This window comes from Sorangiineae bacterium MSr11367 (genome assembly GCA_037157805.1).
Taxonomy (GTDB): Bacteria; Myxococcota_A; Polyangia; order Polyangiales; family Polyangiaceae; genus Pendulispora; species Pendulispora rubella.
In genome coordinates, this window is record CP089983.1 from 4535071 (window position 1) to 4560853 (window position 25783).

At 65.3% G+C, this 25783-nt stretch carries 24 protein-coding genes; 20 read left to right on the forward strand and 4 right to left on the reverse strand.

Features of this window, described 5'->3' with window-relative positions; genetic code table 11:
• Positions 1-26 precede the first annotated feature (26 nt).
• The 19 genes from LVJ94_18120 to LVJ94_18210 all read left to right on the forward strand — a co-directional run bounded on the left by LVJ94_18120 (position 27) and on the right by LVJ94_18210 (position 18243).
• Entirely contained in the window at positions 27-1178 is a 1152-nt protein-coding gene (locus tag LVJ94_18120; protein ID WXB09138.1) for a hypothetical protein, read from the forward strand.
• A 91-nt stretch (positions 1179-1269) separates the two neighbouring features.
• On the forward strand, positions 1270-3120 hold the full coding sequence (locus LVJ94_18125; protein ID WXB09139.1) for a hypothetical protein: 1851 nt from the start codon (positions 1270-1272) through the stop codon (positions 3118-3120).
• A gap of 1 nt (position 3121) precedes the next feature.
• Complete coding sequence (locus tag LVJ94_18130) at positions 3122-4102, forward strand: hypothetical protein (protein ID WXB09140.1); 981 nt, start codon at positions 3122-3124, stop codon at positions 4100-4102.
• Positions 4103-4106: 4 nt separating this feature from the next.
• Positions 4107-4625, forward strand: a complete 519-nt coding sequence (locus tag LVJ94_18135; protein ID WXB09141.1) for a cytochrome c — start codon at positions 4107-4109, stop codon at positions 4623-4625.
• Positions 4626-4689: 64 nt separating this feature from the next.
• Entirely contained in the window at positions 4690-5859 is a 1170-nt protein-coding gene (locus LVJ94_18140; protein ID WXB09142.1) for an energy-coupling factor transporter transmembrane protein EcfT, read from the forward strand.
• The gene (locus tag LVJ94_18145; GenBank protein ID WXB09143.1) at positions 5856-6689 is read left to right on the forward strand and encodes a hypothetical protein; all 834 of its coding nucleotides are present in this window, start codon (positions 5856-5858) and stop codon (positions 6687-6689) included. The genes LVJ94_18140 and LVJ94_18145 overlap by 4 nt, the downstream gene beginning before the upstream one ends.
• On the forward strand, positions 6686-7492 hold the full coding sequence (locus tag LVJ94_18150) for a hypothetical protein (protein WXB09144.1): 807 nt from the start codon (positions 6686-6688) through the stop codon (positions 7490-7492). The genes LVJ94_18145 and LVJ94_18150 overlap by 4 nt, the downstream gene beginning before the upstream one ends.
• On the forward strand, positions 7464-8345 hold the full coding sequence (gene modA / locus LVJ94_18155) for a molybdate ABC transporter substrate-binding protein (protein ID WXB09145.1): 882 nt from the start codon (positions 7464-7466) through the stop codon (positions 8343-8345). The genes LVJ94_18150 and modA overlap by 29 nt, the downstream gene beginning before the upstream one ends.
• 14 nt (positions 8346-8359) lie before the next feature.
• A complete protein-coding gene (modB, locus tag LVJ94_18160) occupies positions 8360-9013 on the forward strand; it encodes a molybdate ABC transporter permease subunit (GenBank protein WXB09146.1) in 654 nt (217 codons plus the stop codon).
• Entirely contained in the window at positions 9010-9726 is a 717-nt protein-coding gene (locus LVJ94_18165; GenBank protein WXB09147.1) for an ATP-binding cassette domain-containing protein, read from the forward strand. The genes modB and LVJ94_18165 overlap by 4 nt, the downstream gene beginning before the upstream one ends.
• 62 nt (positions 9727-9788) lie before the next feature.
• Positions 9789-10733, forward strand: a complete 945-nt coding sequence (locus tag LVJ94_18170; protein ID WXB09148.1) for a ribose-phosphate pyrophosphokinase — start codon at positions 9789-9791, stop codon at positions 10731-10733.
• Positions 10734-10862: 129 nt separating this feature from the next.
• Positions 10863-11588 carry a 50S ribosomal protein L25 gene (locus LVJ94_18175; GenBank protein ID WXB09149.1) on the forward strand — a complete coding sequence of 242 codons (726 nt, stop codon included), beginning with the start codon at positions 10863-10865 and terminating at the stop codon, positions 11586-11588.
• A gap of 24 nt (positions 11589-11612) precedes the next feature.
• Positions 11613-12182, forward strand: a complete 570-nt coding sequence (pth, locus tag LVJ94_18180) for an aminoacyl-tRNA hydrolase (GenBank protein ID WXB09150.1) — start codon at positions 11613-11615, stop codon at positions 12180-12182.
• 251 nt (positions 12183-12433) lie between these two features.
• Complete coding sequence (rpsF, locus tag LVJ94_18185; GenBank protein ID WXB09151.1) at positions 12434-13006, forward strand: 30S ribosomal protein S6; 573 nt, start codon at positions 12434-12436, stop codon at positions 13004-13006.
• A gap of 3 nt (positions 13007-13009) precedes the next feature.
• Positions 13010-13297, forward strand: coding sequence for a 30S ribosomal protein S18 (gene rpsR / locus LVJ94_18190; protein ID WXB09152.1), 288 nt, complete (start codon positions 13010-13012; stop codon positions 13295-13297).
• Positions 13298-13321: 24 nt separating this feature from the next.
• A complete protein-coding gene (gene rplI / locus LVJ94_18195; protein ID WXB09153.1) occupies positions 13322-13777 on the forward strand; it encodes a 50S ribosomal protein L9 in 456 nt (151 codons plus the stop codon).
• 119 nt (positions 13778-13896) lie between these two features.
• A complete protein-coding gene (dnaB, locus tag LVJ94_18200; GenBank protein ID WXB09154.1) occupies positions 13897-15378 on the forward strand; it encodes a replicative DNA helicase in 1482 nt (493 codons plus the stop codon).
• 66 nt (positions 15379-15444) lie between these two features.
• On the forward strand, positions 15445-16599 hold the full coding sequence (locus LVJ94_18205) for an ArsA family ATPase (GenBank protein ID WXB09155.1): 1155 nt from the start codon (positions 15445-15447) through the stop codon (positions 16597-16599).
• Between the two features lie 363 nt (positions 16600-16962).
• Positions 16963-18243, forward strand: coding sequence for a S1 family peptidase (locus LVJ94_18210; GenBank protein WXB09156.1), 1281 nt, complete (start codon positions 16963-16965; stop codon positions 18241-18243).
• Here the strand turns inward: LVJ94_18210 and LVJ94_18215 are convergent.
• The 4 genes from LVJ94_18215 to era all read right to left on the reverse strand — a co-directional run bounded on the left by LVJ94_18215 (position 18212) and on the right by era (position 22816).
• Positions 18212-20122, reverse strand: coding sequence for a KUP/HAK/KT family potassium transporter (locus LVJ94_18215; protein ID WXB09157.1), 1911 nt, complete (start codon positions 20120-20122; stop codon positions 18212-18214). The two genes, LVJ94_18210 and LVJ94_18215, sit on opposite strands and share 32 nt — an antisense overlap.
• 19 nt (positions 20123-20141) lie before the next feature.
• On the reverse strand, positions 20142-20387 hold the full coding sequence (locus LVJ94_18220) for a YdeI/OmpD-associated family protein (protein ID WXB09158.1): 246 nt from the start codon (positions 20385-20387) through the stop codon (positions 20142-20144).
• A gap of 69 nt (positions 20388-20456) precedes the next feature.
• A complete protein-coding gene (gene der / locus LVJ94_18225) occupies positions 20457-21890 on the reverse strand; it encodes a ribosome biogenesis GTPase Der (GenBank protein WXB09159.1) in 1434 nt (477 codons plus the stop codon).
• On the reverse strand, positions 21887-22816 hold the full coding sequence (gene era, locus LVJ94_18230) for a GTPase Era (protein WXB09160.1): 930 nt from the start codon (positions 22814-22816) through the stop codon (positions 21887-21889). Before era ends, der begins: the two co-directional genes overlap by 4 nt.
• A gap of 75 nt (positions 22817-22891) precedes the next feature.
• Between era and LVJ94_18235 the strand changes: the two genes are divergently transcribed.
• The gene (locus LVJ94_18235; GenBank protein ID WXB09161.1) at positions 22892-25741 is read left to right on the forward strand and encodes a glycosyltransferase family 39 protein; all 2850 of its coding nucleotides are present in this window, start codon (positions 22892-22894) and stop codon (positions 25739-25741) included.
• Positions 25742-25783: the final 42 nt, after the last annotated feature.

Below are 25783 nucleotides of genomic sequence, written 5' to 3' on the forward strand. Positions count from 1 at the left end.
CACATCGCGTGCACACGCCACGGACCATGGATCGGCGTACCGTGATCTGGGCTTGTGCAGCGAGTGCTCTGGCGCTTCTCGGCTGCAACAAGCGCTCGAGCTTCACGGTGACCAAGCCGAAACCGGTTGCCCATGCGACGGAGGCCCCGGCGCCCGCCGAGCCGCCGGCCACGCAGCATGGCTCACGCAAAATGCGGAACGTCGATGTTCCCGTTTGGGTCGACGGAAAACAAATGGCCGTCCTTCGTTACGGCGAATTGCCCTCTACCGTGAAGCCGCACACCTCGCCCGAGCACCCCAAGGGCGGGGCGCGGTATTACCGAGTGGACGAATACCTCAAAGAGATTGGCGTCCCCGTCGAGCGTGTTCGATCCATTCATGTCGTGGGCAATCAGAACCGCGTGGCCAGCATCGAGGGCGACGAACTTCGCGCCGACAAAGCGCGATTTATTTTCGACTTTCTGGACGAAACCACGGGCAACGCCAAAACGCGCTGGGCGACCACCGGGCTCAAAAACCTGAGCGTCGTTCATGAAATCCGCGCCCTTTCGGTCTACGTCGACAAACCGAGCCCCGCGATCGATCCGCAATACAGTTGCCATTTGCGGCCCGGGGCCAAGGTCGATGGCGCCGAGCGCCAGCCGGCAGAGGACGTCTGCGCCGCGGACGATCCGTATTCGACGGGCGAGAACGCAAAGGGAACGCGCGTCTACATCGATGGCCGCCTCGCGGGGTACGTCAAACGACGGCAGATCCCGGAGTCGATGGTCGTCGGCAAAAGTGAGGCAGGGGAACATACGTTTTCCCTGACGAAATTCATGACGTCGCTCGGTGCGAACGTCGCTTCGGCGCGGGCCATCGAGCTCGTGTCGGGCGACGAGGTCATCGCTCGCACCGGCGGCGCCGCTTGGATGAAACACGAGAACGCTCTCCTCTTTACCTTGCCGAAGCATCAACACGGGCGCGTGAGCGTTCACGTTCCCGCGGAGATGCAGGCCAAAGCCGTCGAAGGCGATGACCCCGTCACGGCGCACGATACGACGGTGACCGCGGTGCACATTCACAAGAGTACGCCCGCGAGTGCGCACGAACTATTGCCCATTGTCGATGAATCCCCGGAGCCGCAAGACGGCACCGTGGCGGCGCGCGAATCGCGTCGAGACGATCGCGAGAATTGACGCGGCCCGCCCGAACGGCGGGGCGCAAATAGGAAATAGTAAATACCGGAACCCCGCATCGGGTTGCAGGTCGATCTGCGAGGAGGCTTTCATGTCGTTCAAGAGCTCAAGGGTGGGTGCAGTCGTCGTATTCGCATTTGCGGCGGGGGCCGCAGGAACTGCTGCAGCCGACCAGGCGGCTCCCGCCGTTCTTTTGCGCCCCGCCACGATGCTCATCAAGGATTCACCAAACGGCCCCGCGAACAAGCCCGTCGGCAAGCAGACCGGCGCTGGCGTCATGGATACGAGTGCCGCGGCCGACGCCAACGGCAACATCTTCATGACGTGGACCAACTCGGTGCACGCCGACGGCAAGGCTGGCGTGCAAGGCGCATTTGCCCTGGCCCAGCTCACCGAAAATGGCCTTCAGGTGACCAAGCCGCCCACCGATTTGCCGACGCTCATTGGCGAACGCACGTACATGCGGCCGGTCGCCGCCATGGGCGAGAATTTCATGATCAGCATCTTCGCCTCGGAGGACAACGGCGTCGTGCCGACCAACCCGCAAGCGGTGGCCTGGGTCTTCGACCGTAAGGGCAACATGCTGAACATCACCGACAAAGGCCGCGTCATCCCCGGCGACAAAGGGGACAAGCCGGCAAACTTGATTCAGCTCTCCAAACAGAACGACGCGCAGCAGTACGGCCCGCACAGCGTTTGCCCGCTCGGAAAGAACGCCGACGGTAGCGAGTCCTTCCTGGTGGGTGTGCAGCGCCAGAACACCAATGCGTACGCGATGCGCGTCGACGTCAAGATGCAGGACGATGGCGCCGCGAAGGTCACCGTGCCCGTCTTCAAGCGCATCGTCGAGGACGCGCAGCACTGCCGTCCGCAGGTGGAGTGCGAGCCGCCCGGAGCGACGGTGAACCGCCGCACGCGCGTCATCACCTCGGTGGAAGCGAACAGCCAGCCCGCCGACATCGGCGTGCGCGCCGTGCTCTTCGATCCCGACAAGGGCGAGGCCGTGGCGAGCACGCTCATCGCCAAGTCGGACCGCAGGGCCAACCGCTATGCGGTGCAGCCGTCGGTGGCCTTCATCAGCGATGACGTGGTGGCCATTCAGTGGCAGCAAAGCGCCAACGCGCGAAAAAACCGCGTGAAGGGCAACGGCCACACCGGCGGCGAGAACTTGTCGATGCTGACGACCTTGAAGGTGCCGGCCGCCGGCGGCGAGTTCCAGCAGCTCGATCAAAAGGAGCGCGTCGCACCGTACCAGCGTCACGCGCACGCCTTCGGGTCGCTCTACGGTGGCGGGGCAGGGCAGCCCGCGGTGGCGGTGATGGCCGGCTCGTCGACGGGCACGGGCAAAGGCCTGATGCAGACGATCCCGATCGATCCCGCGAACGGTAAAATCGGGGCGATCGACCCGGCGAAGCTGTCCGAGGTCTCCATCATGTCGGACGTGGCGAACCTCCCGGCGCGCGGCAAGCGCAACCCGCAGGATCAGGGGGCAGGCTTCATCAACGGGATCGGCGGGCTGAAAAATCCGGGTTTCGGCAAGGCGAATGGCTTCATGCCCGAGGTTGCGACTTTCACCGTGGCCGCCGTCCCCGGTCTGAAGGATGTGACCGCATCCAACCGCGACAGCCTGTTTCTGTCGCTGGTGCCGACGACCTGGTTGCCCACGCTGAAGGTGGTCTCTGGTCCCGTCACCCTGACCAAGGACATTCTGAATGGGCCTTCGCCCACCGTCGTGGTGCCTTCTGCCCCGAGCGGCGATGGGAACTCGCCCGAGCCGGATCCCTTCGGCAATGGCCCGGACGACGAAAAGGGCGGCGACTTGAACGCGGGTGCGGGCGGTTGCTCGGTGGGGGCCACGTCGACGATGCCGACAGGACTCGGAGCTCTCGCCCTCGGCATGGTCGGCGCGCTGTTGGTCATCCGCCGCAAGAGGGGGTCGTGAAATGAATCGGCACCTACTTTCGGCGTTGGCGGCCGCCGTACTCGCCGCCGCATGCTCGCAAGGTCCGCAGGGCACCCTCGAGGTCGGTGACGAAGGTGGAAACGGGGCTGGCAACGGCAACGGCGGCGGGAATGGTGCCGGAAATGGCGCCGGCAACGGCGGTGGAAACGGTGGGGGCGGCATCCCGAATCAGCCTCCTCCACCGCCGAGCGGCCCGGGAAGCGTCGAATCGGCCGGGCACAAGGCCTTCAATGCCAGCGTGTACCCGAAGATTGGCCGCTGCGTGGAGTGCCACGCGAACGGCACCGCGGGCGCGCCGAAGTTCCTGACCACGGACGCGAACACCTCGTACCAGGGACTCGATGCGCGCGGGCTCATCGTCCCCAATAGCCTCGTCCTCACCAAGGGCTCGCACGCCTCCGGGGCGGCGCCCGCCCTCGATGCTGCGCAATCGCAGGCCGTCCAAGAGTGGCTCACGCAGGAGGCCGCGGATCGCGGTGGTCAGCAGGCGCCGGAAAACATCCTCGAGAAGATGGGCGGCTGCCTCGACGAGGCGAAGTTCAAGGCCATCGGCTTTCAGAACTTGACCACCACCAAGCGGCAGGGCGAGAATCGGAACAACTGCACCGGTTGCGATAACGCCAAGTGCCGCACCTGCCACACGGGCGGCGACGGCGGGTTCTACATGGCGGCGGGCAGCAACCTGGACACGTCCACGTTCCAGGAGACCAAGTCGGTCAAGTACATCGTCAAGTACCTCGGCTTGAACGGTACCGAGCCCGTGGCGTCGAACGCGATCCAAGCGAAGGCGGATGCCACGGCCAAGGACAAGCCGTACTCGCACCCGCTGTTCACGCTCAAGCCGGAGATGAAGACGGCGATTGACGCGTTCGTGAACGACGCCATCGCAAAGTACAAGGCGGGCAGCTGCGGGCAGGCCAATCCGCCGCCTTCCGCGGACGCAGGCGCGGATGCGCGGTGATGCCATGATGAACCCATCGGCGATCGTGCTGTTGGCATGCGCCAGCTTCGGGCTCTCGGCCCTGGGCTGCGGAAAGAGCGACGACGGTTCGGGTGGCCCCGTGCGCCCGGACATCTCGGCCAAGGATCCGTTGGCCAAGGTGCCCGACGATGGGACCCCGGGCGCGGGGCTGATCAACCAATTGGGCTGTGGCAATTGCCACAACGAAGGCGATAGCCCGCTGGCGGGGCGCGTGGCCGTGTTGGACAAACTCGGCTATCCCCCGGACATCGAGCTTTTCGCACCGAACCTCACACCCGATCCCGAAACGGGGTTGGGCAATTGGACCGACGGTCAGCTGCGATTGGCCATTCGCAATGGCATCCGTTGGGACAGCTCGAATCTGTGCCCACAGATGGAGCACTACGAATATCTGACCGACGAGCAGCTCGACGCCATCATCGCGTACCTGCGAAAGCTTCCGCCCGTCAAAAAGACGGTACCGGGGAGCGTATGCCCGCCGCTCAAGCGCAAGGCGGGGTGAATAGCTCGGCCCGACGATTGCGCAGGCAGCGGAACGAAAACTGCTCCATCATGAAGTCGTCCGCATGGAACCGGCCGACTCGAGCAAGGCGACGCGCGTGATCGATCCAAGGCTGCGCGTCCTGTACCTCGTTGCCATCGCCGTGGGGGCCTTCGCGGTGAAGGGCCTCCCGTGGCTTGCGGCCCTTGCAGGGTCGCAGGCCGCGTTGTGGCTCGCCGTCGGCCTTCCGCCGCGAAGGCTCGTGCGGCAGGTGACGAAGCTCTGGGGTTTTGCGCTGTTCATTCTCGTGTCGTATGCGCTCACGTCGGACGATCCCGCGACCGACGCGTGGAGGCACGTGCCGGTGTTTGGGCATTCGCTCGCGGTCAACGTGGGCGGTGTCTTCATCGGCTCTGCGATGCTTCTGCGCGTCGTGGCCGTGATCCTCGCCTCGCAGGTGGCGCGCGCGGGGGATGGGCGCGCGATTGCTGCGGGGTTGGGCAAGCTCGGGGTGAAAAAGACGATTGCCGCGTCCATCGACGCGGTGCTCGCCCTCCTCGGTCAAGGCGGGGGAGGCGGAGGCGGCGGGGGAGGCGGAGGCGGAGGACGGGGCAGGGGCAGGGGCACGGGCGCGGGCACGGGATGGCGCGGGTTTTGGGAGACGGTGCGAGGGATTGGTCGCGGAGAGGTGGGCCCGATTGCCCAGCGCATCGAGCGGCAGATCCGCCGCGTCGAGGAGCACGCACCCGGTCAGCGTGACGTCGCAGTGATCGCGGGCATGGCGCTCACCATGTTGGGGGTGAAGGCACTGAAGATTCTGCCAAGCATTCCCTTTGCGCCCGGCCATAAGTTGGTGATCCTGACGCCGCTCTACATCGCAGCCACCGTGCTCTCGACATCGCGCTTCGGTGCGACGATGACGGGCCTCACCATGGGAACCGTCGCCTTCCTTTTGGGCGACGGACGCTATGGCATCTTCGAAATCCTCAAGCACGTCACCCCGGGCATTCTTTGCGATCTGCTCGTGCCCTGGGTGATGCGCATGGCGTCTCCCGGTCGCTTCGTATGGTCTGCCCTGGGCGGGTTCATCGGTGCGGGGCGATTTGCCACCATCTTTTGCATCACCCTCGCCGTGCAGGCGCCGGCGGTAGCTTATGCGATGCTTGTACCCGGATTTGTCATCCACACCGGATTCGGCATTCTCTCGGGTTATGTGAGCTACCACCTCGTCAACGCGCTGGAGAGCCTCTCATGAAAGCGTTCAATGCCCTGCTAACCGGCGACGGCCGCACCCATATCGCATCCAAGTTGATGCGCGAATCGCTGGTCGACCGCCGCACCGTCGCTGCCACGGCCTCCGAGCACGAATTTCGAATCCTTCCCGACGTGACCCTGGTCGGGCTCGGCGGCCACTCCATCTTCGATCGCGGCAAGGAGGCCCTCGTTCCGCTGGCCAACGAGCTCGCGGCCATCCGCAAGCACCACAAACTCGTTCTCGGCGTCGGCGGCGGGACCCGCGTGCGGCACACCGTGGCCATCGCATTGGACCTCGGCCTTCCCACCGGCGGTATCGCCCAGTTGGTGGGCGCCATGGAGGAGGCCAACGCCGTCTTCCTGAACGCGCTCCTGGCCAAACATGGCTCCATCGTCATGCAGCGCGAACACTTTTGGGAGCTGCCCCTTTACCTCGAAGGCGGCATGCTCCCCATCGTCATCTCCATTCCGCCCTACCACTTCTGGGAGCCCCCGCCGGAGAATGGCCCTCTCCCGGCGCACGGCTCGGACTTCGGCCTTTTCATCCACGCCGAGGTGCTCGGCATGGAGCGCATCATCTTCGTCAAAGACGAAGATGGCCTCTACGACCGCGATCCCAAGTCCAACGAGAACGCCCGCTTCATTCCGCACATCCGCCTGGACGAGCTCCTGGCGAACATGCCCCAGGAGCTCATTCTGGACCGCCAGCTCTTCGAAGCGTGGCGCACCGCACGCCACGTGCGCAAAGTGCAAATCGTCAACGGCCTCCGGCGCGGGGAGCTCACGCGCGCACTCGCCGGCGAACCTTGCGGAACGGTGATCGAAAAATGAGCCTCGAACGACGCACCATCGACTCTCCGCTGGCGAACGCCCCGCTCACGCAAACCCAGGCGCCGTCGCTCCCGTACGATCCGGTGGCGCTCATGCCGGACGTCAAGGTCCTCAAGGTCGGCGGGCAATCCATCATGGACCGCGGGCGAAAGGCTCTCTTTCCCATCCTGGATGAACTCGCCGCGGCCAAAGATCGGCACAAGCTTCTCCTCTGTTGCGGAGGCGGCACGCGGGCGCGCCACATCTACGCCGTGGCCTCGGATCTCGAGCTGCCCACCGGCCTTCTCGCCGCCCTCGGCGGCTACGTCCCGCGCCAGAATGCGCGCATGCTGCAGATGCTCCTCGCGCGGCACGGCGGCATTTTCATCTTGCACGATGACTTCGAGAAGCTGCCCCTCTACTTTCGACTCGGCTGCATCCCCATCATGACGGGGATGCCCCCCTTTGGCTATTGGGAGAAGCCCACCGAAAATGGCCGCATCCCCCAACACCGCACAGATGCCGGCGTCTTCCTTTCCGCCGAAGTCCTCGGCGTCAAGCGGGCCATCTTCATCAAAGACGAAGACGGCCTCTTCACCGACGACCCCAAGAAGAACCCCAACGCCTCCCACATTCCCAACATCGGCGCCCGCGAGCTCATGAAACGCGATCTCGCCGACCTGGTCCTCGAGCGCGTGGTCATCGAATATTTGACGCGCGCGCGATTCTGCCACGAACTCCAAATCATCAACGGCCTCGAACCGGGTATGGTGACCCGCGCCCTCGAGGGAGAAAATGTCGGCACGATCATTTACAAAGATTGAAGCGCTGCTCGTAGCCGGTGGCGTACTCGTTGGAGCGGGCTGCCAAGGTAAGCAAGATGCGGCCAAGCAGCAATCGACGGCGGCCACGCCCGCGCTGGACGCGACCGCGCCCGAGGAGGAGCACCATGGAAACGAACGGCCACTGAAGGTCGCTGCCGCCGCGGACCTGGCAAAGGCGTTCGAGGAGGTCGGCAAGGCGTACGAGGCCAAGACCGAGAAGAAGGTCGTGTTCTCCTTTGGCTCGTCGGGGCTCCTGGCGAAGCAAATCGCCGAAGGGGCGCCGTTCGATGTGTTCGCGGCGGCGAACCAGGCCTTCGCCGACGAAGCGGTGAGGAGTGGCGCGTGCTTTCCGGAAGGGCAGGAGATCTACGCGCGCGGTCGCATTGTGGTCTGGACGAAGAAAGGGGCCTTGGCGCCGCCGAAGTCCTTGGCCGATCTCAAGGAGCGTCGCTTCACCAAGGTCGCCATTGCCAACCCCGATCATGCGCCGTACGGCCGCGCCGCCAAGGAGGCGCTCACGTCGATGGGGGCTTGGGACGCCGTCTCCAAAAAGCTCGTCTACGGCGAGAACATCCAGCAGACCTTCCAATTCGCCCAAAGCGGCAACGCCGATGCGGCCATCGTGGCGCTCTCCCTCGCTATAAGCGCCGAGGGAGGCGTGTACGTCCCCATCGATCCCGCCCTGCATACGCCACTCGACCAAAAGCTCGTCGTGTGCAAAGGCGGCTCGCGCGAAGAGGGGCGCCCGCGCAAACACGCCAGCGGCTTTGCCGACTTCGTTTCCTCCGAGGAGGGCCGCGCCATCATGAAGCGCTACGGTTTCCTGCTCCCGGGGGAATCGCCCGCCCCGTGATACAATAGCCCTACGTGAGCCCGCTCGCGCTGTCGCTGTTCGTTGCCACCGGGTCGACGCTTCTGGCGGCGGTGGTGGGCCTCGCGATGGCCACGCTCCTCGCGACGCGACGCTTTCCCGGCCGCGCCTTGCTCGACGTGCTCGTGACCGTGCCCATGGTCATGCCGCCCACGGTGCTCGGGTACTACCTGCTCGTGCTGCTCGGCCGCCGCGGCCCCATCGGCCAGGCCTTCGAGGCCCTCACCGGATCGAGCATCGTCTTCACCCGCACCGGCGCCGTCGTGGCCGCCGCCATCGGCGCGCTCCCCATCGTCATCAAATCGGGGCGCGCCGCCCTCGAAGACGTCGACCCGCAGCTCGTCTTCGCCGCGCGTACCCTGGGCGCTTCCGCGTGGCGCGCCTTTCTCACCGTGCGCCTTCCGCTGGCCGGGCGCGGCATCATCGCCGCACTGATGCTCGCCTTCGCGCGCGCCCTCGGCGACTTCGGCGTCACCTTGATGGTCGCGGGCAACATCCCCGGCGAAACGCAGACCGCCTCCCTCGCCATCTTCGACGCCATCTTGGCCCAGCGCGACGACGAGGCGCTTTCCTTGGTCATCGTCCTCTCGCTGGTGGCCATCGCCGTGCTCTACACCGTCAACAAGCTCACCGAACGGCGGCGCGCATGACCAGCCTCTCGGTCGCGCTGGAGATCCGGCACGGTGCCTTTCGCCTCGACGTCGCGTTCGAGGCGCCGCCCGGCATCACCATCCTTTTCGGCCCCTCGGGCTCGGGCAAAAGCACCACCCTGGCCGCCATCGCCGGCTTGCTCCGCCCCGAGCGCGGCCGTGTGGTGCTGGGTGGCGACGTCTGGTTCGACGCGGGCGCGCGAATCGATCGGCCGGTTCATCTGCGTCGCGTGGCCTTCGTCTTTCAATCGCTGGCCTTGTTCCCCCACATGAGCGCGGCGGCCAACGTCGCCTACGGGATGGATCGCGCCCTCGCCCGCGAGGTCCGCCGCCGCAAGGCCTTGGAGCTGCTCGACCGGTTTCGGGTGGCGCACCTCGCCGACCGACGTCCGGCGACGTATTCGGGCGGGGAGGCCCAGCGTGTGGCCCTGGCAAGGGCATTTGCCATGGAACCGCACACCGTGCTCCTCGACGAGCCGTTCTCCGCCATGGATCGCGAACTCAGGCAGTCCTTATGTGCCGATCTCCGGGCCTCTGCGACCGAGCTCGGTGTACCTTTCCTGCACGTCACGCACCACGCCCAGGAAGCGCGGCTTCTCGGCGACCGGGTCCTTTGCATTCAGGGTGGAAGCCTGGTGGCTCGTGGCCGCCCGGACGAACTCTTGCGGGGTCGAGATGAGCCTTCCGTTGACACAGGCGCACCTGGAAGCTAGACCACGCGCTTCTCGCGGGATTACCCGTCGGCGAAACAAACGCAGCTAGCTGGGGCTCGGTCATGTTCAAGAAGGTCTGTCTCTTCTCTGGGGGTGCGAATCCGGAGCTCGCCGCGTCCATCGGTGGCTATCTGGAGACGCCGCTGTCGAAGGTTCGCATCACGCGGTTCAGCGACAACGAATCGTTCGTCGAGCTGAACGAGAACGTCCGCGGGGTCGACGCATTCGTCATCCAGCCGACGTCGAGCCCCGTCAACGACAACGTGATGGAGCTCCTGATCATGTGCGACGCCCTCCGTCGCGCCTCGGCCGGATCCATCACAGCGGTCATCCCGTATTACGGCTACGGCCGGCAAGATCGCAAAGTCGCACCGCGCACGCCCATCACGTCCAAGCTCGTGGCGGACTTGATCCAAGTCTCCGGCGTCACCCGCGTCGTCTCGGTCGACCTGCACGCCGGGCAGATTCAGGGCTTCTTCAACATCCCCTTCGACCACCTGTACGCGATGCCGGTGATGCTCGAGGATTACCTGAAGAAGACGTTCGACTCCTCCGCCGTCTTCGTCTCGCCCGACTCGGGCGGCGTCGAGCGCGCGCGCGCCTACTCCAAGCGTCTCAACGCCAGCCTGGCCATCGTCGACAAGCGTCGCGAGCGCGCCAACGTCAGCGAGGTGATGAACCTCATCGGCGACGTGAAGGGCAAGGAGTGCATCATCATCGACGACATGATCGACACCGCGGGCACCCTCTGCGGCGCCGCCCGCGCCTTGGTCGATCACGGCGCCACGCGGGTCGTCGCGTGTGCCACGCACGGCGTCTTTTCGGGTCCGGCGGTCAAGCGCATCAGCGAGTCGCCCCTCGGTGAGGTCATCGTCACCGACTCCATTCCGCTGTCGGACGAGGCCAAGGCCTGCTCCAAGATCCGCCAGGTCAGCATCGCCCGACTCTTGGGCGAGGCCATCAAGCGCATCCACAGCTCCGATTCGGTCAGCTCGCTTTTCGCCTGAGCAGACCCTCACGTTACTGAACAAATTGTCGGGGGCTTCACGTTTTAACTGTAAGCCCCCCGCACCTTCTGCTAAAGGCACCGCCTCTTAGCTGCATCCACACGAGTCATCCGGGAGATACGTACGATCATGAGCGCGGCCACCACCTCCGATTCTTCCACCTCGGCGATCGCCCAGCTTTCCGTTTCGGCACGCCTCGTAGCGGGCAAGGGAGAGGCGAAGCGCCTGCGCCGCACCGGCCAAGTTCCGGCCGTGGCCTACGGTAAGACGCTGGCCGCGACCCCGATTGCGGTTGCCCCCAAAGAAGTCCTCAACATCCTCAAGAGCGAGCACGGGAAAAACACCGTCATTCGCGTCCAGGTTGCGGGCAGCGAGCGCCTCGTGATGATCCGTGACTACTCGTACCATCCGGTGCGCCGCGATCTGGAGCACGTCGACTTCGTCGAGGTGAAGCTCGACGAGGAGATCGAGGTCGACATCCCGCTCTTCACCACCGGCAAGGCCGAAGGCGTCGTCAAGGGCGGCATCCTTCGCCAGGTTTACCGCACGCTCCCCGTGCGCTGCCGGCCGGACCGCATCCCGCTCAAGATCGAGGTCGACGTGACCGCGCTCGAGCTCAACGGCCACATCTCGACGCAGCAGCTGCAGCTCGCCGAGGGCGTGAGCGTCCGTCTCCCCGCGGAGCAGACCCTCGTGTCGGTCGTCGCGCCGGAGAAGGATCGCTCCGAGGAAACCGCCGCCGCCGCCCCGGGCGCCGCAGGCGCAGCCCCGGCCGCTGCCGCGGGTGGCAAGGCCGCCCCGGCCGCCAAGGACGCGAAAGCCGCGGCCCCCGCCAAAGACGCCAAGAAGAAGTAAGCTCTCTTTACCTGCAGACTCGATGTGATCCTCGTCGTCGGCCTCGGGAATCCGGGGAAAAAATACGCGGAAACGCGTCACAACATCGGCTTCATGGTGGCCGACGAGATCCATCGGCAGGGCAGCTTCCCCGAGTGGCGGGAGAAGTTCTCCGGCGTCTTCACGAAGGGCGCGCACAACGCGCTCCTCAAGCCGCAGACCTTCATGAACCTCTCGGGCGACAGCGTTCAGCCGTGCGCCGCCTTCCTCAAGGCGGAGCCGGCCGAAATCGTCGTCATCCACGACGAGCTGGATCTGCCCTGGGGTGACGTTCGCCTCAAGTTTGGCGGCGGCCACGCCGGCCACAACGGCCTGCGCAGCATCATCGGCCGCCTGGGCACCCCGGACTTCGTCCGCGTGCGCGTCGGCATTGGCCGCCCGCCCCCCGACTTCCGCGGCGACGTCGCCGACTATGTGCTCCAGGCCTTCGACCCCGTCGAACGCGCCGAGCTCCCCAACGTCGTAGAAACGGCCGTCAAAGCCGCGCATTCGGTCGTCGTGAACGGCGTAACCGCCGCCATGAACGCCGTCAATACCCGCGGAAAACGCACGTAACCCTCCCTGAGGGATTGAACAGGGAGATCGGGAGATCGGGAGTTTTTGTTGTTTCAACGCGCTGATCGTTGAATCAAAAAAATTCAGGTCTCCCGACCTCCCGATCTCCCTGTTCAAAATCTCTCGGCCTCTTAGCTTCCACCGAGCTTCCATCGGCGGCGTCTGTATGCTACAGAGCCGCCTCCCGCGGGTTTTCCGTGGGAATCCCTTGCTCCCCGCCCGGGGGGCCTCACGTCCACAAGGAGAGGTCGATGGCACTAGCCACCACCACCCAAGCGCTGAAAACGAAGGAGTACGAGACCATCTACATCCTTCGCGGCGACGTCGATCCCGACACCGCCGAAAAAGTTCAAAACCGCGTCGCGGAAGTCGTTTCGCGCGAGTCCGGCAAGCTCACCAAGGTCGAGGCCTGGGGCCGCCGCCGTCTCGCGTACCCCGTCGCGAAGTTCAAGAAGGGCGTCTACGTTTACGTCAAGTACGTGGGCCGCGGCGGTCTCGTGAACGAGCTCGAGCGCAACCTGAAGCTGCAGGACTCCGTCCTCAAGTTCCAGACGGTGCTCTTGAAGGACGACGTCGACGAAGGCACGCTGACGATCGATCCGGAAGAAGTGAAGCTGGCCCGCCTCGAGCTGCCGGCCGAAGAAGAAGAGAAGGAATCGCGCGAGCGCGCCCTCGGCCTCGTCGACCTTCCCGATGCGCGTCACAGCCGCGACGATCGCGATGGCGATCGTGGTGAGGACGACTTCGCCGACGAAGAAGCCGCTCCCGAGAGCGCGGCGACCCCGAAGGCCGAAGGTGGTGGCAGCAGCGGAGAGGAGGCCTGAGCCATGGCTATGTTGGATGACGACAAGGACTTTGGACGTACACCGGACCTGAACCAAGATGCCCCCGGCCGCCGCCGCACGGGCAAGAAGCGCGTTTGCAAGTTCTGCGCGGAGAAGGTCACGGTCATCGACTACAAAGACCCGCAGGCGCTTCGCTACTTCATCTCCGACCGCGGCAAGGTCGTTCCCCGCCGCATCAGCGGAAACTGCGCTCTTCATCAGCGCAAGGTCACCCAGGCGATCAAACGCGCGCGCAACATCGCGCTCTTGCCCTTCACCGTCACGGCCTGACGAGAAGGATTCAGGAGAGCTACCATGCCCGCCACGATTCAAGTCATTCTTCAGCAGGACGTCCCGAACGTCGGAACCTCCGGTGAACTCGTCAAGGTTCGCCCGGGCTTCGCACGTAACTACCTTCTTCCGCGCCAGCTCGCCGTCCCCGCGACGGTGGCCCAGGTCCATCGCGTCGAGCACGAAAAGGCCGTCGCCCTGGCCAAGGCCGAAAAGCTGAAGAAGGAGAGCCGCGAGCTCGCAGAGAAGCTCAACGCGCTCGACATCAAGATCGCCCGCGCCGTCGGCGAGGACGACAAGCTCTTTGGCTCCGTCACGGCGAAGGAAATCCACGCCGCGGTCGAGGCCCAGGGCGTGAAGTTCGATCGCAAAAAGCTCGTGCTCGGTGAGCCCCTCAAGGCGCTCGGCCAAGTGCAAGTTCCCGTGAAGCTTCTCACCGACGTCGTCGCCACCCTCAAGGTGGAAGTCGTCAAGAAGTGAGCCTCGCATGATGTCGTCCGCGGCCCATGCCGCGGGGACATCACTTGTGGTAAGCATCTGAAACCTCGGTTGCGCAGACGGCGCAGCCGGGGTTTCGTGCTTTTTCGGGAGGAAGATCTGTGGAAAAGGCGTGGAAAACGCGGGGAAAGCCGGAGATCGTGGAGCCGCCGCAGATCGACGGGCGCGTTCCCCCGCACGATCTCGACGCCGAGGCGGCCGTTCTGTCGGCGATCATGATCGACAGCATGGCGCTCGACCGCGTGCTCGAGTTCCTCAAGCCCGAGCACTACTACTCGGAAGCGCACCGCCGCATTTACGAAGCGTGCATCGAACTGCGCCAGGCCGGCCAGCCCGTCGACATCGTGCAGGTGGGCACGTACCTGAAGAACCGTGAGCGCATCCAGCAGATCGGCGGGATGGCGTACCTCACGGAGATCCTCAACTGCGCCCCGGCCGTGGCCAACATCGCCGCCTACGGCACCACGATCCACGAGAAGTGGCGCGTGCGCCAGCTGATTGCCACCTGCCAGCGCGTGGCCGCGCAGGGTTACATCGACTACGGCGACGCGCAGCACTTCATCGATGGCGCCGAGCAGTCCGTGTACGAGCTGAGTCGCACGTCGGAGTCGAGCAGCGTCGAGAAGCTCATCAGCGTCATGAAGAAGTCGTTCAAGCAATTGACCGACGCCATGCAACGCGGCGATCGCATCACCGGTGTGGCCACCGGGTTCGATCGCTACGATCGCCTCACCGCCGGCCTCCACCCGGGCGACCTCTCCATCGTCGCCGCGCGTCCCGGCATGGGCAAAACGAGCTTCGTCCTCAACGTGGCCGTCAACGTGGCGAGCCCCAAGGGCAGGGAACTCGAGAACGATCCGAACCAGCGCTGGGAGCAAGAAGGGGCAGGGGTGGCCGTCTTCTCCTTGGAAATGCCGCGCGAGCAGCTGGCCAATCGTATGGTGTGCTCCGAGGGCAAGGTCGACGTCAGCAAGGTCCGCTCGGGCTTCCTCAGCCAACAAGATTGGAACCGCCTGACGCAAGCCGCCGCCTTCCTCGGCAGCTTGCCCATCTGGATCGACGACTCGTCGACCTTGAGCATTCTCGAGCTTCGCGCCAAGGTGCGCCGCCTCCAAGCCGAGTACGATCGCGAGCCCGAGGACGGCCGCGGGGGCCGCAAGATCGGCCTGGTCATCATCGACTACTTGCAGCTCATGAAGGGCCGCGACGGGGTCAGCTCCCGCGAGCAAGAGATCAGCGAAATCTCCCGCGGACTCAAAGGCCTCGCCAAAGAGCTCAAGGTCCCGGTCATCGCCCTCTCGCAGCTGAATCGCGCCGTCGAGACGCGCAGCGAGAAATCCAAGCGCCCCCAGATCAGCGACCTTCGCGAGTCGGGCGCCATCGAGCAGGACGCCGACAACATCATCTTCATTTACCGCGACGACTACTACAACAAGGAAGGCTCGACCGAGCCCAACATCGCCGAGTTGATCCTCGCCAAGCAGCGTAACGGCCCGACCGGCACGGCGAAGGTGCGGTTCGACAAAGAATACACGCGCTTCGACAACTTGCCCGATGGCGAATACGAGGACGAGCCGGGCTGATTCCCGACCGATGCCTTCCGAGATTCGACTTTTGCGTAACTTTCCTGGTAAAAACGACGCCTCCTCATGAAGTCGCCTCTGGAGTCCATCGTCGATACGCGCCGTGTGATCATCTCGGTGGGGGCGGGCGGGGTCGGTAAGACCACGACCTCCGCGGCGCTGGGGGTCGCGGCTGCGCAGCGCGGAAAGCGCGTGCTGTGCCTCACCATCGATCCGGCGCATCGCCTCGCCGAGAGCCTGGGCATCGCCCGGATGAACACCGAGGCCATGGACATCGACCCGGCGCGTTTCGCCGACGCCGGCGCGCCACTCAAAGGCTCGCTCACCGTGATGATGCTCGATACGAAGCGCACCTTCGACGAGCTGGTGATGAAGTATTCTTCGAGCCCCGAACGCGCGCAGCGCCTCTTGGACAACAAGATTTACAAGTACGTCTCCACGTCGCTCGCCGGTACGCAGGAGTACATGGCGATGGAGAAGCTGATCGACGTCAAGGGCGATCCCCGCTACGACCTAATCTGCCTCGACACGCCGCCCACCGCCAACGCGCTCGACTTCCTCGATGCGCCGGAGCGGCTGGTCGACGCACTCGATTCCGCGGCCATGCGCTGGTTCGTGGATGCGTTCCAGTCGACGGGAAAGCTGTCGCTCAACATCCTCGCGCGCTCGGCGTCCGTGGTGCTGCGCGCCATCGGCAAGATCACGGGTGGCGGCTTCTTGGAAGATGTCGCGGGGTTCATCACGGAGCTGAACGATCTCTTCGGCGGATTCAAAGAGCGCGCGGCGCGCGTGCAGGCCGCGCTGCGAAGCAAGGACGTCGCCTTCGTGCTGGTGACGTCGCCGTCGCCGGTGAGCATCAAAGAGGTGCTCTATTTCTCCGGGCGCCTGGCCCAGCACGACATGCCGCGTGGCGCGCTGGTGGTGAATCGCTACCGCGTGCCGCCGCCGCATGCCGGAGATGCGCCCATTCCCATCTCGGTGGCGCACGCGGCGGTGATGACCCGCGGTATCCAACTCGAGGACGAAGCGGCCGAGCGCCTCTCACGCGCGCACCTGGACGCCGTTCACCTTGCGGCGCTGGACCATCGCAACGTCGGCGTGCTGCACGCGGAGCTTCCCGAAGACGTGCCCATCGTGAAGGTGCCCGAGCTTGCGTCGGACGTGCACGACGTGCGTCTTCTTTCGGACCTCGCGGCGACGTTGATGTCCGGCGGTATCTAGCGGGATTCGCCGTCGCGAGAACGCCACGACGAGCACGGCCACCGGGCCGATCAGCGCCGCCGCGAGCAACGTCAGCGCGGTGCCTGTCGGGGTCGCAAGTCCGGCGATCCCCGCGGTGATACTCAGAGCAAGCAACCAGACGACCCACGACGGGGTCGTCGCTCGTGAAACGAACTTCGGTGGCGACAGTCGAGTTCGACGGCAGACCACCGCACTGCGATGGAAAGGCATGGGGAGAATCCCGCATTGGAGAATCGTGTGGGCCCCCCCGGGTGTTTCAGATCTACAGATGGCCCTAGCGGATCATTTCCGTGTGACTACGGTGGGTCGGCGCGGGACGATGGCTCGGATACACTTGCCACCATGCAACGAGCCCACGTCCTCGCGGCCTGTTTCGTCGCCGCCGCAACGACGGCGTGCAGCGCCGACCGAAACGAAGATTCGCGCGCATCGTCCACGGAGATCATCTCCGGAGCCGACTCGAGCGCCGCGCAGGACGAGACCGTTCTTCTCATGCGCTACCAGCCCTCCGGCGTCATCGTCACGATCGAGCGGTGCACCGGTACGCTGATCGCGCCCAACCTGGTACTCACCGCGCGCCACTGCGTCTCCGCCACCGACGACAACGCCGCCTCGTGCAAGGACAACGGCGTCCACGAGGACTTTCAGGTCGGAGGGCTCTACGTCTTCACCGGCGCGCAGAGCCCCGGGGATCTCCGCAAGGCCGAGACGTACGAGAAGGCGGCCGCCAAAGGAAAGAAGATCTACACGGACAAAGGGACCAATCTCTGCGGCCACGATCTCGCCTTGTTGGCGCTCGATCGACCCATTCCCAACGCGAAGATCGCCCCCATCCGCCTGTACACCCGGGCGGCCGCCGGCGACCCCTTCACCGCCGTGGGGTGGGGCATGACGGAGAACTCCAACTCGGGCAACAGCGGCACCGAGCCTGCCGTGCGCAAGCAGCGCACCGGCCTCACCGTGACCGCGGTGGGCCCCGCCGCAGCCTCCAGCTCGCATCCGGAGCTCACCGCCGTCGATTTCATGACCGGCGAATCCATCTGCGCCGGCGACAGCGGCGGCCCAGCCTTCAGCGACGACACGCACGCCGTCATCGGGGTCGTCTCGCGCGGTGGCAATGGCACCTCGGGCGAGCCGCGTGGATGCATCGGTTCCAATACGACCAACGTCTACACGGAGACCGCACCGTTCAAGACCCTCATCCTCGAGGCCTTCGGCGACGTCGGCGAGACCCCATGGGTCGAGGGCTCCGGGGATCCGGGAAAGGCCCGCTTCGGTCAGGCTTGCCAAGGCCCGACCGATTGCCAATCGGGCCTCTGCTACCAGGGCGCCTGCACCCTCGATTGCTTCTCCACGGCGTGCCCCACCGGGTACGAGTGCTCGCTCGAGGGCAACCAGAAAGTCTGCAAGGTGCCCGTCGGTAGCCGCGGTGCCGACGCTGGCCCCAACAACCCGAGCACGCCCTCCGAAACGGAGATCGCGGGCGGAAGCTGCTCGGCCTCTCCGCGGCGCGCGCCGTTTGCGTACGGCGCGCTCGCATCCGCGATGTTCGCGCTCGCTCTCGCGATGCGACGACGCCGCGCTTCGAATCTCACAGATCGAGCTGAATCCCGATCTCGATGACCTGGTCCGCCGGGATCTGAAAATGCCGGTCGGCCGACACCGCATTTCGCTGCAAAAAGCCGAAAATGCGCTCGGCGAATTGCCCCATCGCCCCGGTGTCCAAGCCCAGCACCCGCTCGCGCCCGAGAAAGTACGTCACCTTGTCCAAGTTGATGGGCAAGCCCGCCTTTTCCCCGGCCTCGCGCACCACCAGGGGCACGTTGGGCGTCTGCATGAACCCGTAGCGCGCCACCACGCGGCAGAAGCCATCGTGCAGCGGCGCGACCTCGACGCGGCGCTCGGGCGGCACTGAAGGGATATCCTCCGTGATCACCGTCAGCAGCAGCACCGAGCGGTGGATGGTGTGCGTCCGATCGACCAAGTGAATCAAAATCGGCGGCACCAGGGAGGCGGCCGAGGACATGAACACCGCGGTTCCCGACGTGCGCGCCTCGAGGCTCTCCACGAGGCGAGGGAGGGCTTCTTCCATTTTGCCGCTTCGTTGCTGGTACTGCTCGAAGACGAGCGTGCGCCCCTTCGTCCAAAGGAGCATCGCCGCGACGAAGACGACGCCGATCATGATGGGCACCCACCCGCCGTCGAGCACCTTCACCGTGTTGGCGACGAAGAACGGCACGTCGAACGAGAGAAACAGCACGAGCACCGCCGCGACGATCACCGGATGCCACTTCCACGTGTGCCGCATGACCGTGGCGAAGACGATGGACGTGAGCATCATCGTCCCTGTCACCGCGATGCCGTATGCGGAGGCCAGCCTCTCGGACTTCTGAAAACCGAGCACCAAAAGCAAACACGCCGTCGCGAGAATCCAGTTGATCTGCGGAATGTAAATTTGCCCCTCGGTATGGGCCGCCGTGTGCAGGATGTTGACCCGCGGGAAGTACCCGAGCTGCTGCGCCTGCCGCGTCAGCGAAAACGCGCCCGAGATGAGCGCCTGCGACGCGATGATGGTCGCCGCGCTGGATAGCCCGACCAGGAGGAACGTGGCCGGCCCCGTGGGAACCATCGCGAAGAAGGGATTCTCCAGCGCCTCCGGGTGCGCGAGCACCAACGCGCCCTGTCCGAAGTAGCAGAGCACCAGGGCCGGCATGACCAGCGCGAGCCACGCGATGCGAATGGGCCGAACGCCGAAGTGCCCCATGTCGGCGTAGAGCGCCTCGCCGCCCGTCACCGCCAGCACGACGGAGCCGAGTACGAGGAAGCCGGGCATCCCGTTGTCGGCGAAGTACGCGATGGCATGGTGCGGGGAAATGGCCCTGAGCACACTGGGCATGTGCGCGATGTGGTAAGCCCCGAGCGCCCCGATGGTGACGAACCACGCCGCCATGACGGGCCCGAAAAACGCGCCCACGGCGCCCGTCCCGCGGTGCTGCACGGAGAAGAGCCCGAGCAGGATCACGCAGGTTGCCGGCACGACGGCCCAGGCGAGGGAAGGGCGCACCACCGTGAGTCCCTCGATGGCGCTGAGCACGGAGATCGCCGGCGTGATCGCACCGTCCCCGTAGAGCAGCGCGGCCCCCACCACGACGATGAAGGCCACCAAGGAGATGCGCATCATGCCGCGCGAGGCGCGCAGCCTTTCCGGGACGATGGCCAGCAGCGCGAAGATGCCACCCTCGCCGCGGTTGTCCGCCCGCATGATGAAGGTGAGGTACTTCACCGTCACCACCATGCTGAGCGACCAAAAGATGAGCGAGAGCAGGCCGAGCACGTCCTCCGGCACGGGATGCCCGCCGCCGGTGGCGCGCAGGCACTCCCTCAGCGTGTAGAGCGGGCTCGTGCCAATGTCGCCGAACACGACCCCGAGCGCGCCCATCGTGAGCGTCGCCAGCGAAGCTTTCTTGTGCGTGTGAAGGGCTTCGGTCTCGACGGCTTGCATGCGCGCTCCCCCGTCGCGGTCAAGCTGCTCCGCGTTTTCCTTTCCACGCCATGTTCATGTAAACGTTGCCCGCATCGAGCTCGTCGAGCATCTGCGCGAGCCGCTTTTGCCGCGTAACGTCGAGCTTCGCCCGCATGATCCAGCCGAGGTAGTCATTCTGCTGGTACGCCGGCCGGCTTCGGTAGGTGCCCATCAGCCCGCGGCCCACGATCTGCGCCTTCACGAACGCCGGCATCGGCTGAACCGCACGGGTCAGACGGCTCATGTCGGGCTTCCTCGACGCCATGGGATCGAGCCAGTGTGCGTTGATCCCACGCAAATGTCGATGCTGCCGTTACTCGGTGGCTTCTTCGCCCCGTTCGCGGCGGCGCTTTGCCTTGTAGAATACACGTATCGGAACACCTTCGAATCCGAAGTGTTTCCGCAGCTGGTTGATCACGAAGCGCCGATACGAGAAGTGCACCGCGTCCGGTGCATTCGTGATGCAGACGAACGTGGGCGGCGCCGTTTCCGCTTGCGTGATGTAGTAGAGGCGCGGCGCCTTGCCCCCGCTGGTCGGCGGCGGGCGCGTCTCGAGCACCTGGGCGAAGAAGCGATTCAACTCGCCCGTGCTGACGCGCTTGGTGAACCCTTCCTTCACGCGATCGATGGTCGCAAACAGCTCGTTGAGCCCGCGGCCTTTCATCGCGCTCATGCGCACCACGGGCGCGTAGGGCGCGAAGGAGAGCTTCTCGCGCGCCCGCGTTTCGATGGCGTCCATGTCCTTCTTCGACGACACCAAGTCGCTCTTGTTCAGCGCGATGATGACGGCGCGCGCGCGTTCCTCGGCCAGGCCCAGGATCTTCGCATCCTGCTCGGCCACGCCCTCGGCGGCATCGCACAAGAGAACGGCGACCTGCGCCCGCTCGATGCTCCGGATCGCGTGGAGCACGCTCACGGCCTCGACCGTGCTCTCCGCCTTGGCGACCTTGCCCTTGCGGCGGATGCCGGCGGTGTCGATGAGCACGTAGCGCTTGTCGCCGCGCTCGACCAGCGCGTCGATGGCATCGCGCGTCGTGCCCGGCTCCTCGCTGACCAGCATGCGGTCCTCGCCCAGCACGCGGTTCACCAAGCTCGATTTCCCGGCGTTGGGCCGCCCCACGATGGCCACGCGGGTGACGCCGTCGTCCTCCGGGGTCTTCGCCTCTTCTTCGGGCGGAAACGCGTCCACGACGGCCGCTTCCAAATCGCCGATGCCACGTCCGTGAAGGGAGCTCACCGGATACACCGTCTCGACGCCTTCGCGGTACAGCTCGAAGGCCTCCGCGTCGACCTTGGCCGAGTCGGCCTTGTTGGCCGCGAAGAACACCGGCTTCTTCGCCACGCGAAGCAGCCGAATCGCCGCCCGATCCGCGCTGGTGAGCGCCGTGGTCGCGTCGGTGAGGAAGATGATGACGTCCGCCTCGTCGATGGCCAGCTTCACGTGGTGCGCGATGCCGGCGCGCATCGGATCCTCGTCCTCGGGATCGAACCCGCCCGTATCGATCAAGGTGTAGGCGCGCCCGTAGGCCGACGTATCGGCGTAGTGCCGATCGCGTGTCACACCCGGCTCGTCGTGCACGATGGCGATGCGCCGCCGCGCGAGCCGGTTGAACAAGGTCGATTTGCCCACGTTGGGCCGGCCGACGACGGCCACGATCGGCAGGCCGGAGAGGCCCGCAGGTAATTTACTTTTGCCGCCGCCCGCAGTGGCCTTCGGCCCCTCGGTCGACTTTCGGTGCTTCGTCATCGGGAATCCTTCGAGCCGTCGGTTTCACCGATGTAGCCCATTTCCATCAGTCCGCGATCGGACTCGTACCAATTCGGTGTCACCCGGACCCAGAGGGCGAGGTGTACCTGTCTACCCATCAAGCTCTCGACCCGCGCCCGGGCCTTCGAACCGATTTCCTTGAGCACGGAGCCTTGCTTGCCCACGAGGATCTTCTTGTGCCCCTCGCGGTCGACGTGCACCGACAGCTCGATCTTGGGAATCTTGCCCGACTCGTCGAAGCGGTCCACGACCACCGCGACCCCGTGCGGGACCTCCTCGCGCGTCGCGCGAAGGATCTGCTCACGCACGAACTCCGCCACCAAAAAGCGCATCGGCCGATCGGTGAGGGTGTCCGCCTCGTAGAGCAGCTCGTCCTCGGGCAGGTGGGCCTTCACCTCGAGCAGCACCCGGTCGAGCCCATTCTGCTTCTTCGCACTGATGGGCACCAACGCCGCGAAGTCGAAGGCCTTCGAATACGCCTCCAGCACGGCAAACAGCGCCTCTTTGTTCGTGGCCCGGTCGATCTTGTTGATCGCGAGCACGACGGGCACGTTCGCGACCTTCAATTGCTCGAGCAGCGACGCATCGAAGCGCCCCACCGTCGGTACCGGCTCCACGCCCACCGAGGTGACGAAGACCACCACGTTGGCTTCGCGCGCCGCTTGGCGCGCTTCGTGGTTCATCCGGGCGCCAAGTTTCGTCTTGGCGGCGTGCATTCCGGGGGTATCGATGAAGACGTACTGGGCATCCTTTTGCGTCAGAACGCCAAGGATGCGGTCCCGCGTGGTTTGCGGGTGATGACTCACAATCGCAATGCGCTCGCCGAGGAGCGCATTGAGTAGGGTGCTCTTTCCAACATTGGGCCGCCCCACCAGGGCTACGGTCCCGACACGAATCTTCGACATGATTGCAGGGCGGCGCACCGTATCACGGCTTTACCGTCTTCCCCATCCCGACTACCCTCCGGGCCGGTTTTTGCGATGAGCGAAGAATCCGACGACAAGCTTGCTTTGGACTCGAAGACGGCCGAAAAACCCGAGGAGAAACGGGAGGCTGCGCCTGAAAAGGCGCCATTCCGATTCCCGCCCTGGACGGTGACGGCCCTCGCAGTGGCCATTCCCGTCCTGGTGTTGCTGCTCCTCCCGCCGCTTTCCAAGAGCGGCCTCTGGGACCCGTACGAGCTCAACATCGCGGATTTGGGCCGCCGCCTGGCGCTCAATCTGTTCCACGCCAGCGCCCTGGCGCTCTCCGGCGCGGACAATTCGCTGCCGCACTTGAACGACCTCGGGCGCCCCGAGCTGCCGTTCACGTCGATTGCCCTCGGATTCAAGCTTTTCGGTCTGCACGAGTGGTCGGGCCGCCTGCCGCTGGCGCTCTGGGGCATCGCGGGGGCGCTTTCGCTCTACGCCGCCGTGGCGCGCTTGGTGGACCAGCGCGCGGGCCTCTATTCGGTGCTCGCCCTGGTGACGATGCCGCTCTACTTCGTGCAAGCCCGGTCGATGCTGGGCGACATCGTCACGATGAGCGGCGTCTCGATGGCCTTCTCGGGGCTGTCGGTCGCCGTCTTCGACCGGCGCCCGGATTCCGGAGCCGGTGCCCGCTACGCGTTTCTGGCGCTGGGCTTGGTGGGCCTGCTGGTGGGCTACTACAGCCGCGGTGCGCTCTTCGGCCTCGCCGTGCCGCTCGCCGGCGTGGGCATCGCATGGTTCGTCGTGGTGGCCGCCGGCCGCCGCGAGACCCTGGATTCGCTTTCCGACACGATTGCCGTTCTCGGATTGGCGCTGGCCATTTACGCCGTCGTGGCGGCCGTGCGGGCCATCGACAAGGGCGACACGAAGAACCTGAGCCCCGCCATCGGTGCGATGCTCCGCACCCCGACCCGTTACCCCACGTTCGATCTGATGATCGGCCACCTGGGGCACGCGCTCGCGCCTTGGAGCGCGTTCATCCCGTTTGCCTTGGGGCGCCTCTTCATTGCGCCGCCGGCGGCGCATGAGACGGCAGGGGAGAAGCAGGCCCTCCAACGCGAGACCCTTTTCCGCGTGGCCATCTTGGTCGGCGGCGCGGTGGCCTTCACCGTCCACGGCTTCATCGTGGCCAAGACGGATCTCGTGGCCTTCTGCGCGCCGACCATTTTGGCCGCGGCCTGCGGCATCGCCATCCGCGACTTCGAGCGCGGCGCGCACGCGTCGGTGGCGCTGGGCGTGGGCACCGCCGTGTTCCTCGGCGTCTTCCACCACGACTTCCACGAGCTGCCCGACAAGGCCTACCAGGCCTTCGCCGTCGTCGGGGCGAGCTTCCCCGAGACCTTCAAGGAGCACGCGCTCGCGCTCTGGACCGTCGCCCTCGTCGGCTTTGCGGGCATCGCCTTTCTGTCCTGGTGCGAGCGTACCGATCGCGATGTCAAACGCCGCCCGTTCGACGTCGACAACTACCTCCACATCGCCAACTCGCTGCGCGATGCGTGGGATGGCCTTCTGGCCCTCGTCTATTTCGCCCTCGTGGCCGGCGCCTCGCTGGCCGGGCTCCTCATTTGGGTGGCCACGCGCTTCCACTTGAAGATGCTCACCTCCATCTCGATGCAGATGCGTGAGGGCGCGCTCAATGCGTGGTGGGTCACGGCCCTCGTTCCGCTGGTGGCCATCTTCGGAATCTTTTTCGCGACCGACGTGTGGCTCTGGATGTTCGGCTCCGCGAAGCCCCTCAGCGTGGGCTCGCTCACCCGCGGCTTCGAGCCCTTCGAAGAGTTGTTCGGCGCCATCAAGCGCGAAGAAGATCGCACGCGCAAGGTTGGCTACCTCGTCATTCTGGTTCCGCTCATGGTGCTCGCGGTGCCGCTCGGGGTGTTCGGCGTGCTGATGTCGCGCCACATCAACCCGCTGGTGGCCCTGGCCTTCGCCGTGCCCTCGGGCATCGCCACGTTTTTGATCCTCGGCTTCCTGGGCGAGCTTCTCCAGGGCCGCCGCGCGGCGGGCTTCATGGCCCTCGGCACCGCCCTCGGCGTGGTTCTCTCGGGCGCGTACTACCCCGCGCTCGCGAACCAGCTCTCGCCGAAAGAGGTGTTCGAGAGCTACGAGCGCACGCACAACAGCGGCGAGCCGCTCGCGCTCTTCGGCGTGGGCGGGCGCACGGCGGCGTACTACGCAGGAGGGGAGCCGCCCTCGTTCTCCGATGCGCACGGCGCCTACCAATGGCTGATGGGCGGGGGCGAGGGCCGCCGCTTCGTCGCCATGAAGGCCGACGAACTCGCGCGCCTCAATCAGACGTATCGCGAGCGGGTGACCCCGCGGCAGAACCTCCCCGTGCTCGATGCGCGATCGAGTCAGATTCTCCTCATCGCATCCCGGTTGCAGGGTTCGGAGAAGAATCAGAATCCGCTGAACAAGATTCTGCTTGGCGCACCGCCGTCCCCGCAGCATCCGCTCGACGTGAACATGGATGACAAACTCCAAGTTCTCGGGTTCGACCTCAACGACAAGAATGGCGACGCCGTCAAATCCGTCGCTCCCGGTCGCAAATATCGGATGAGGACGTATTACAAAGTGCTGGCGCCAGTCACCACCGAATGGGAAGCCTTCATTCATATCGACGGATATCGCCGCCGCCACAACGGCGATCACAAACCGGTGGAGGGCAAGTATCCATTCTCCCTCTGGTTGCGCGACGATCTCTTGGTGGACGACTACGAGTTCTCGCTCGAACCGAACTTCTCGCCGGGCACGTATACGATCTATTTCGGCTTATTCGTCGGTGATACCAGACTCAAGATCAAGAGCGGTCCGAGCGACGGAGACAATCGCATCAACGGTGGACCGCTCCTCGTTCAATAGCGCGTTCCTCAGGAACGGCGAGTTACCACCTGGTGAAATAGA

What these genes read in the sequence shown, in the direction of transcription:
- LVJ94_18170 (WXB09148.1), top strand. Translation starts at nt 9,789, where the DNA reads ATGTTCAAGAAGGTCTGTCTCTTCTCTGGGGGTGCGAATCCGGAGCTC.
- LVJ94_18235 (WXB09161.1), top strand. Translation starts at nt 22,892, where the DNA reads ATGAGCGAAGAATCCGACGACAAGCTTGCTTTGGACTCGAAGACGGCC.
- LVJ94_18210 (WXB09156.1), top strand. Translation starts at nt 16,963, where the DNA reads ATGCAACGAGCCCACGTCCTCGCGGCCTGTTTCGTCGCCGCCGCAACG.
- LVJ94_18220 (WXB09158.1), bottom strand. Translation starts at nt 20,387, where the DNA reads ATGAGCCGTCTGACCCGTGCGGTTCAGCCGATGCCGGCGTTCGTGAAG.
- der (WXB09159.1), bottom strand. Translation starts at nt 21,890, where the DNA reads ATGACGAAGCACCGAAAGTCGACCGAGGGGCCGAAGGCCACTGCGGGC.
- LVJ94_18145 (WXB09143.1), top strand. Translation starts at nt 5,856, where the DNA reads ATGAAAGCGTTCAATGCCCTGCTAACCGGCGACGGCCGCACCCATATC.
- rpsF (WXB09151.1), top strand. Translation starts at nt 12,434, where the DNA reads ATGGCACTAGCCACCACCACCCAAGCGCTGAAAACGAAGGAGTACGAG.
- LVJ94_18130 (WXB09140.1), top strand. Translation starts at nt 3,122, where the DNA reads ATGAATCGGCACCTACTTTCGGCGTTGGCGGCCGCCGTACTCGCCGCC.
- LVJ94_18205 (WXB09155.1), top strand. Translation starts at nt 15,445, where the DNA reads ATGAAGTCGCCTCTGGAGTCCATCGTCGATACGCGCCGTGTGATCATC.
- LVJ94_18120 (WXB09138.1), top strand. Translation starts at nt 27, where the DNA reads ATGGATCGGCGTACCGTGATCTGGGCTTGTGCAGCGAGTGCTCTGGCG.
- rpsR (WXB09152.1), top strand. Translation starts at nt 13,010, where the DNA reads ATGGCTATGTTGGATGACGACAAGGACTTTGGACGTACACCGGACCTG.
- LVJ94_18125 (WXB09139.1), top strand. Translation starts at nt 1,270, where the DNA reads ATGTCGTTCAAGAGCTCAAGGGTGGGTGCAGTCGTCGTATTCGCATTT.
- LVJ94_18215 (WXB09157.1), bottom strand. Translation starts at nt 20,122, where the DNA reads ATGCAAGCCGTCGAGACCGAAGCCCTTCACACGCACAAGAAAGCTTCG.
- LVJ94_18165 (WXB09147.1), top strand. Translation starts at nt 9,010, where the DNA reads ATGACCAGCCTCTCGGTCGCGCTGGAGATCCGGCACGGTGCCTTTCGC.
- era (WXB09160.1), bottom strand. Translation starts at nt 22,816, where the DNA reads ATGTCGAAGATTCGTGTCGGGACCGTAGCCCTGGTGGGGCGGCCCAAT.
- LVJ94_18150 (WXB09144.1), top strand. Translation starts at nt 6,686, where the DNA reads ATGAGCCTCGAACGACGCACCATCGACTCTCCGCTGGCGAACGCCCCG.
- LVJ94_18140 (WXB09142.1), top strand. Translation starts at nt 4,690, where the DNA reads ATGGAACCGGCCGACTCGAGCAAGGCGACGCGCGTGATCGATCCAAGG.
- modA (WXB09145.1), top strand. Translation starts at nt 7,464, where the DNA reads ATGTCGGCACGATCATTTACAAAGATTGAAGCGCTGCTCGTAGCCGGT.
- LVJ94_18175 (WXB09149.1), top strand. Translation starts at nt 10,863, where the DNA reads ATGAGCGCGGCCACCACCTCCGATTCTTCCACCTCGGCGATCGCCCAG.
- LVJ94_18135 (WXB09141.1), top strand. Translation starts at nt 4,107, where the DNA reads ATGATGAACCCATCGGCGATCGTGCTGTTGGCATGCGCCAGCTTCGGG.
- rplI (WXB09153.1), top strand. Translation starts at nt 13,322, where the DNA reads ATGCCCGCCACGATTCAAGTCATTCTTCAGCAGGACGTCCCGAACGTC.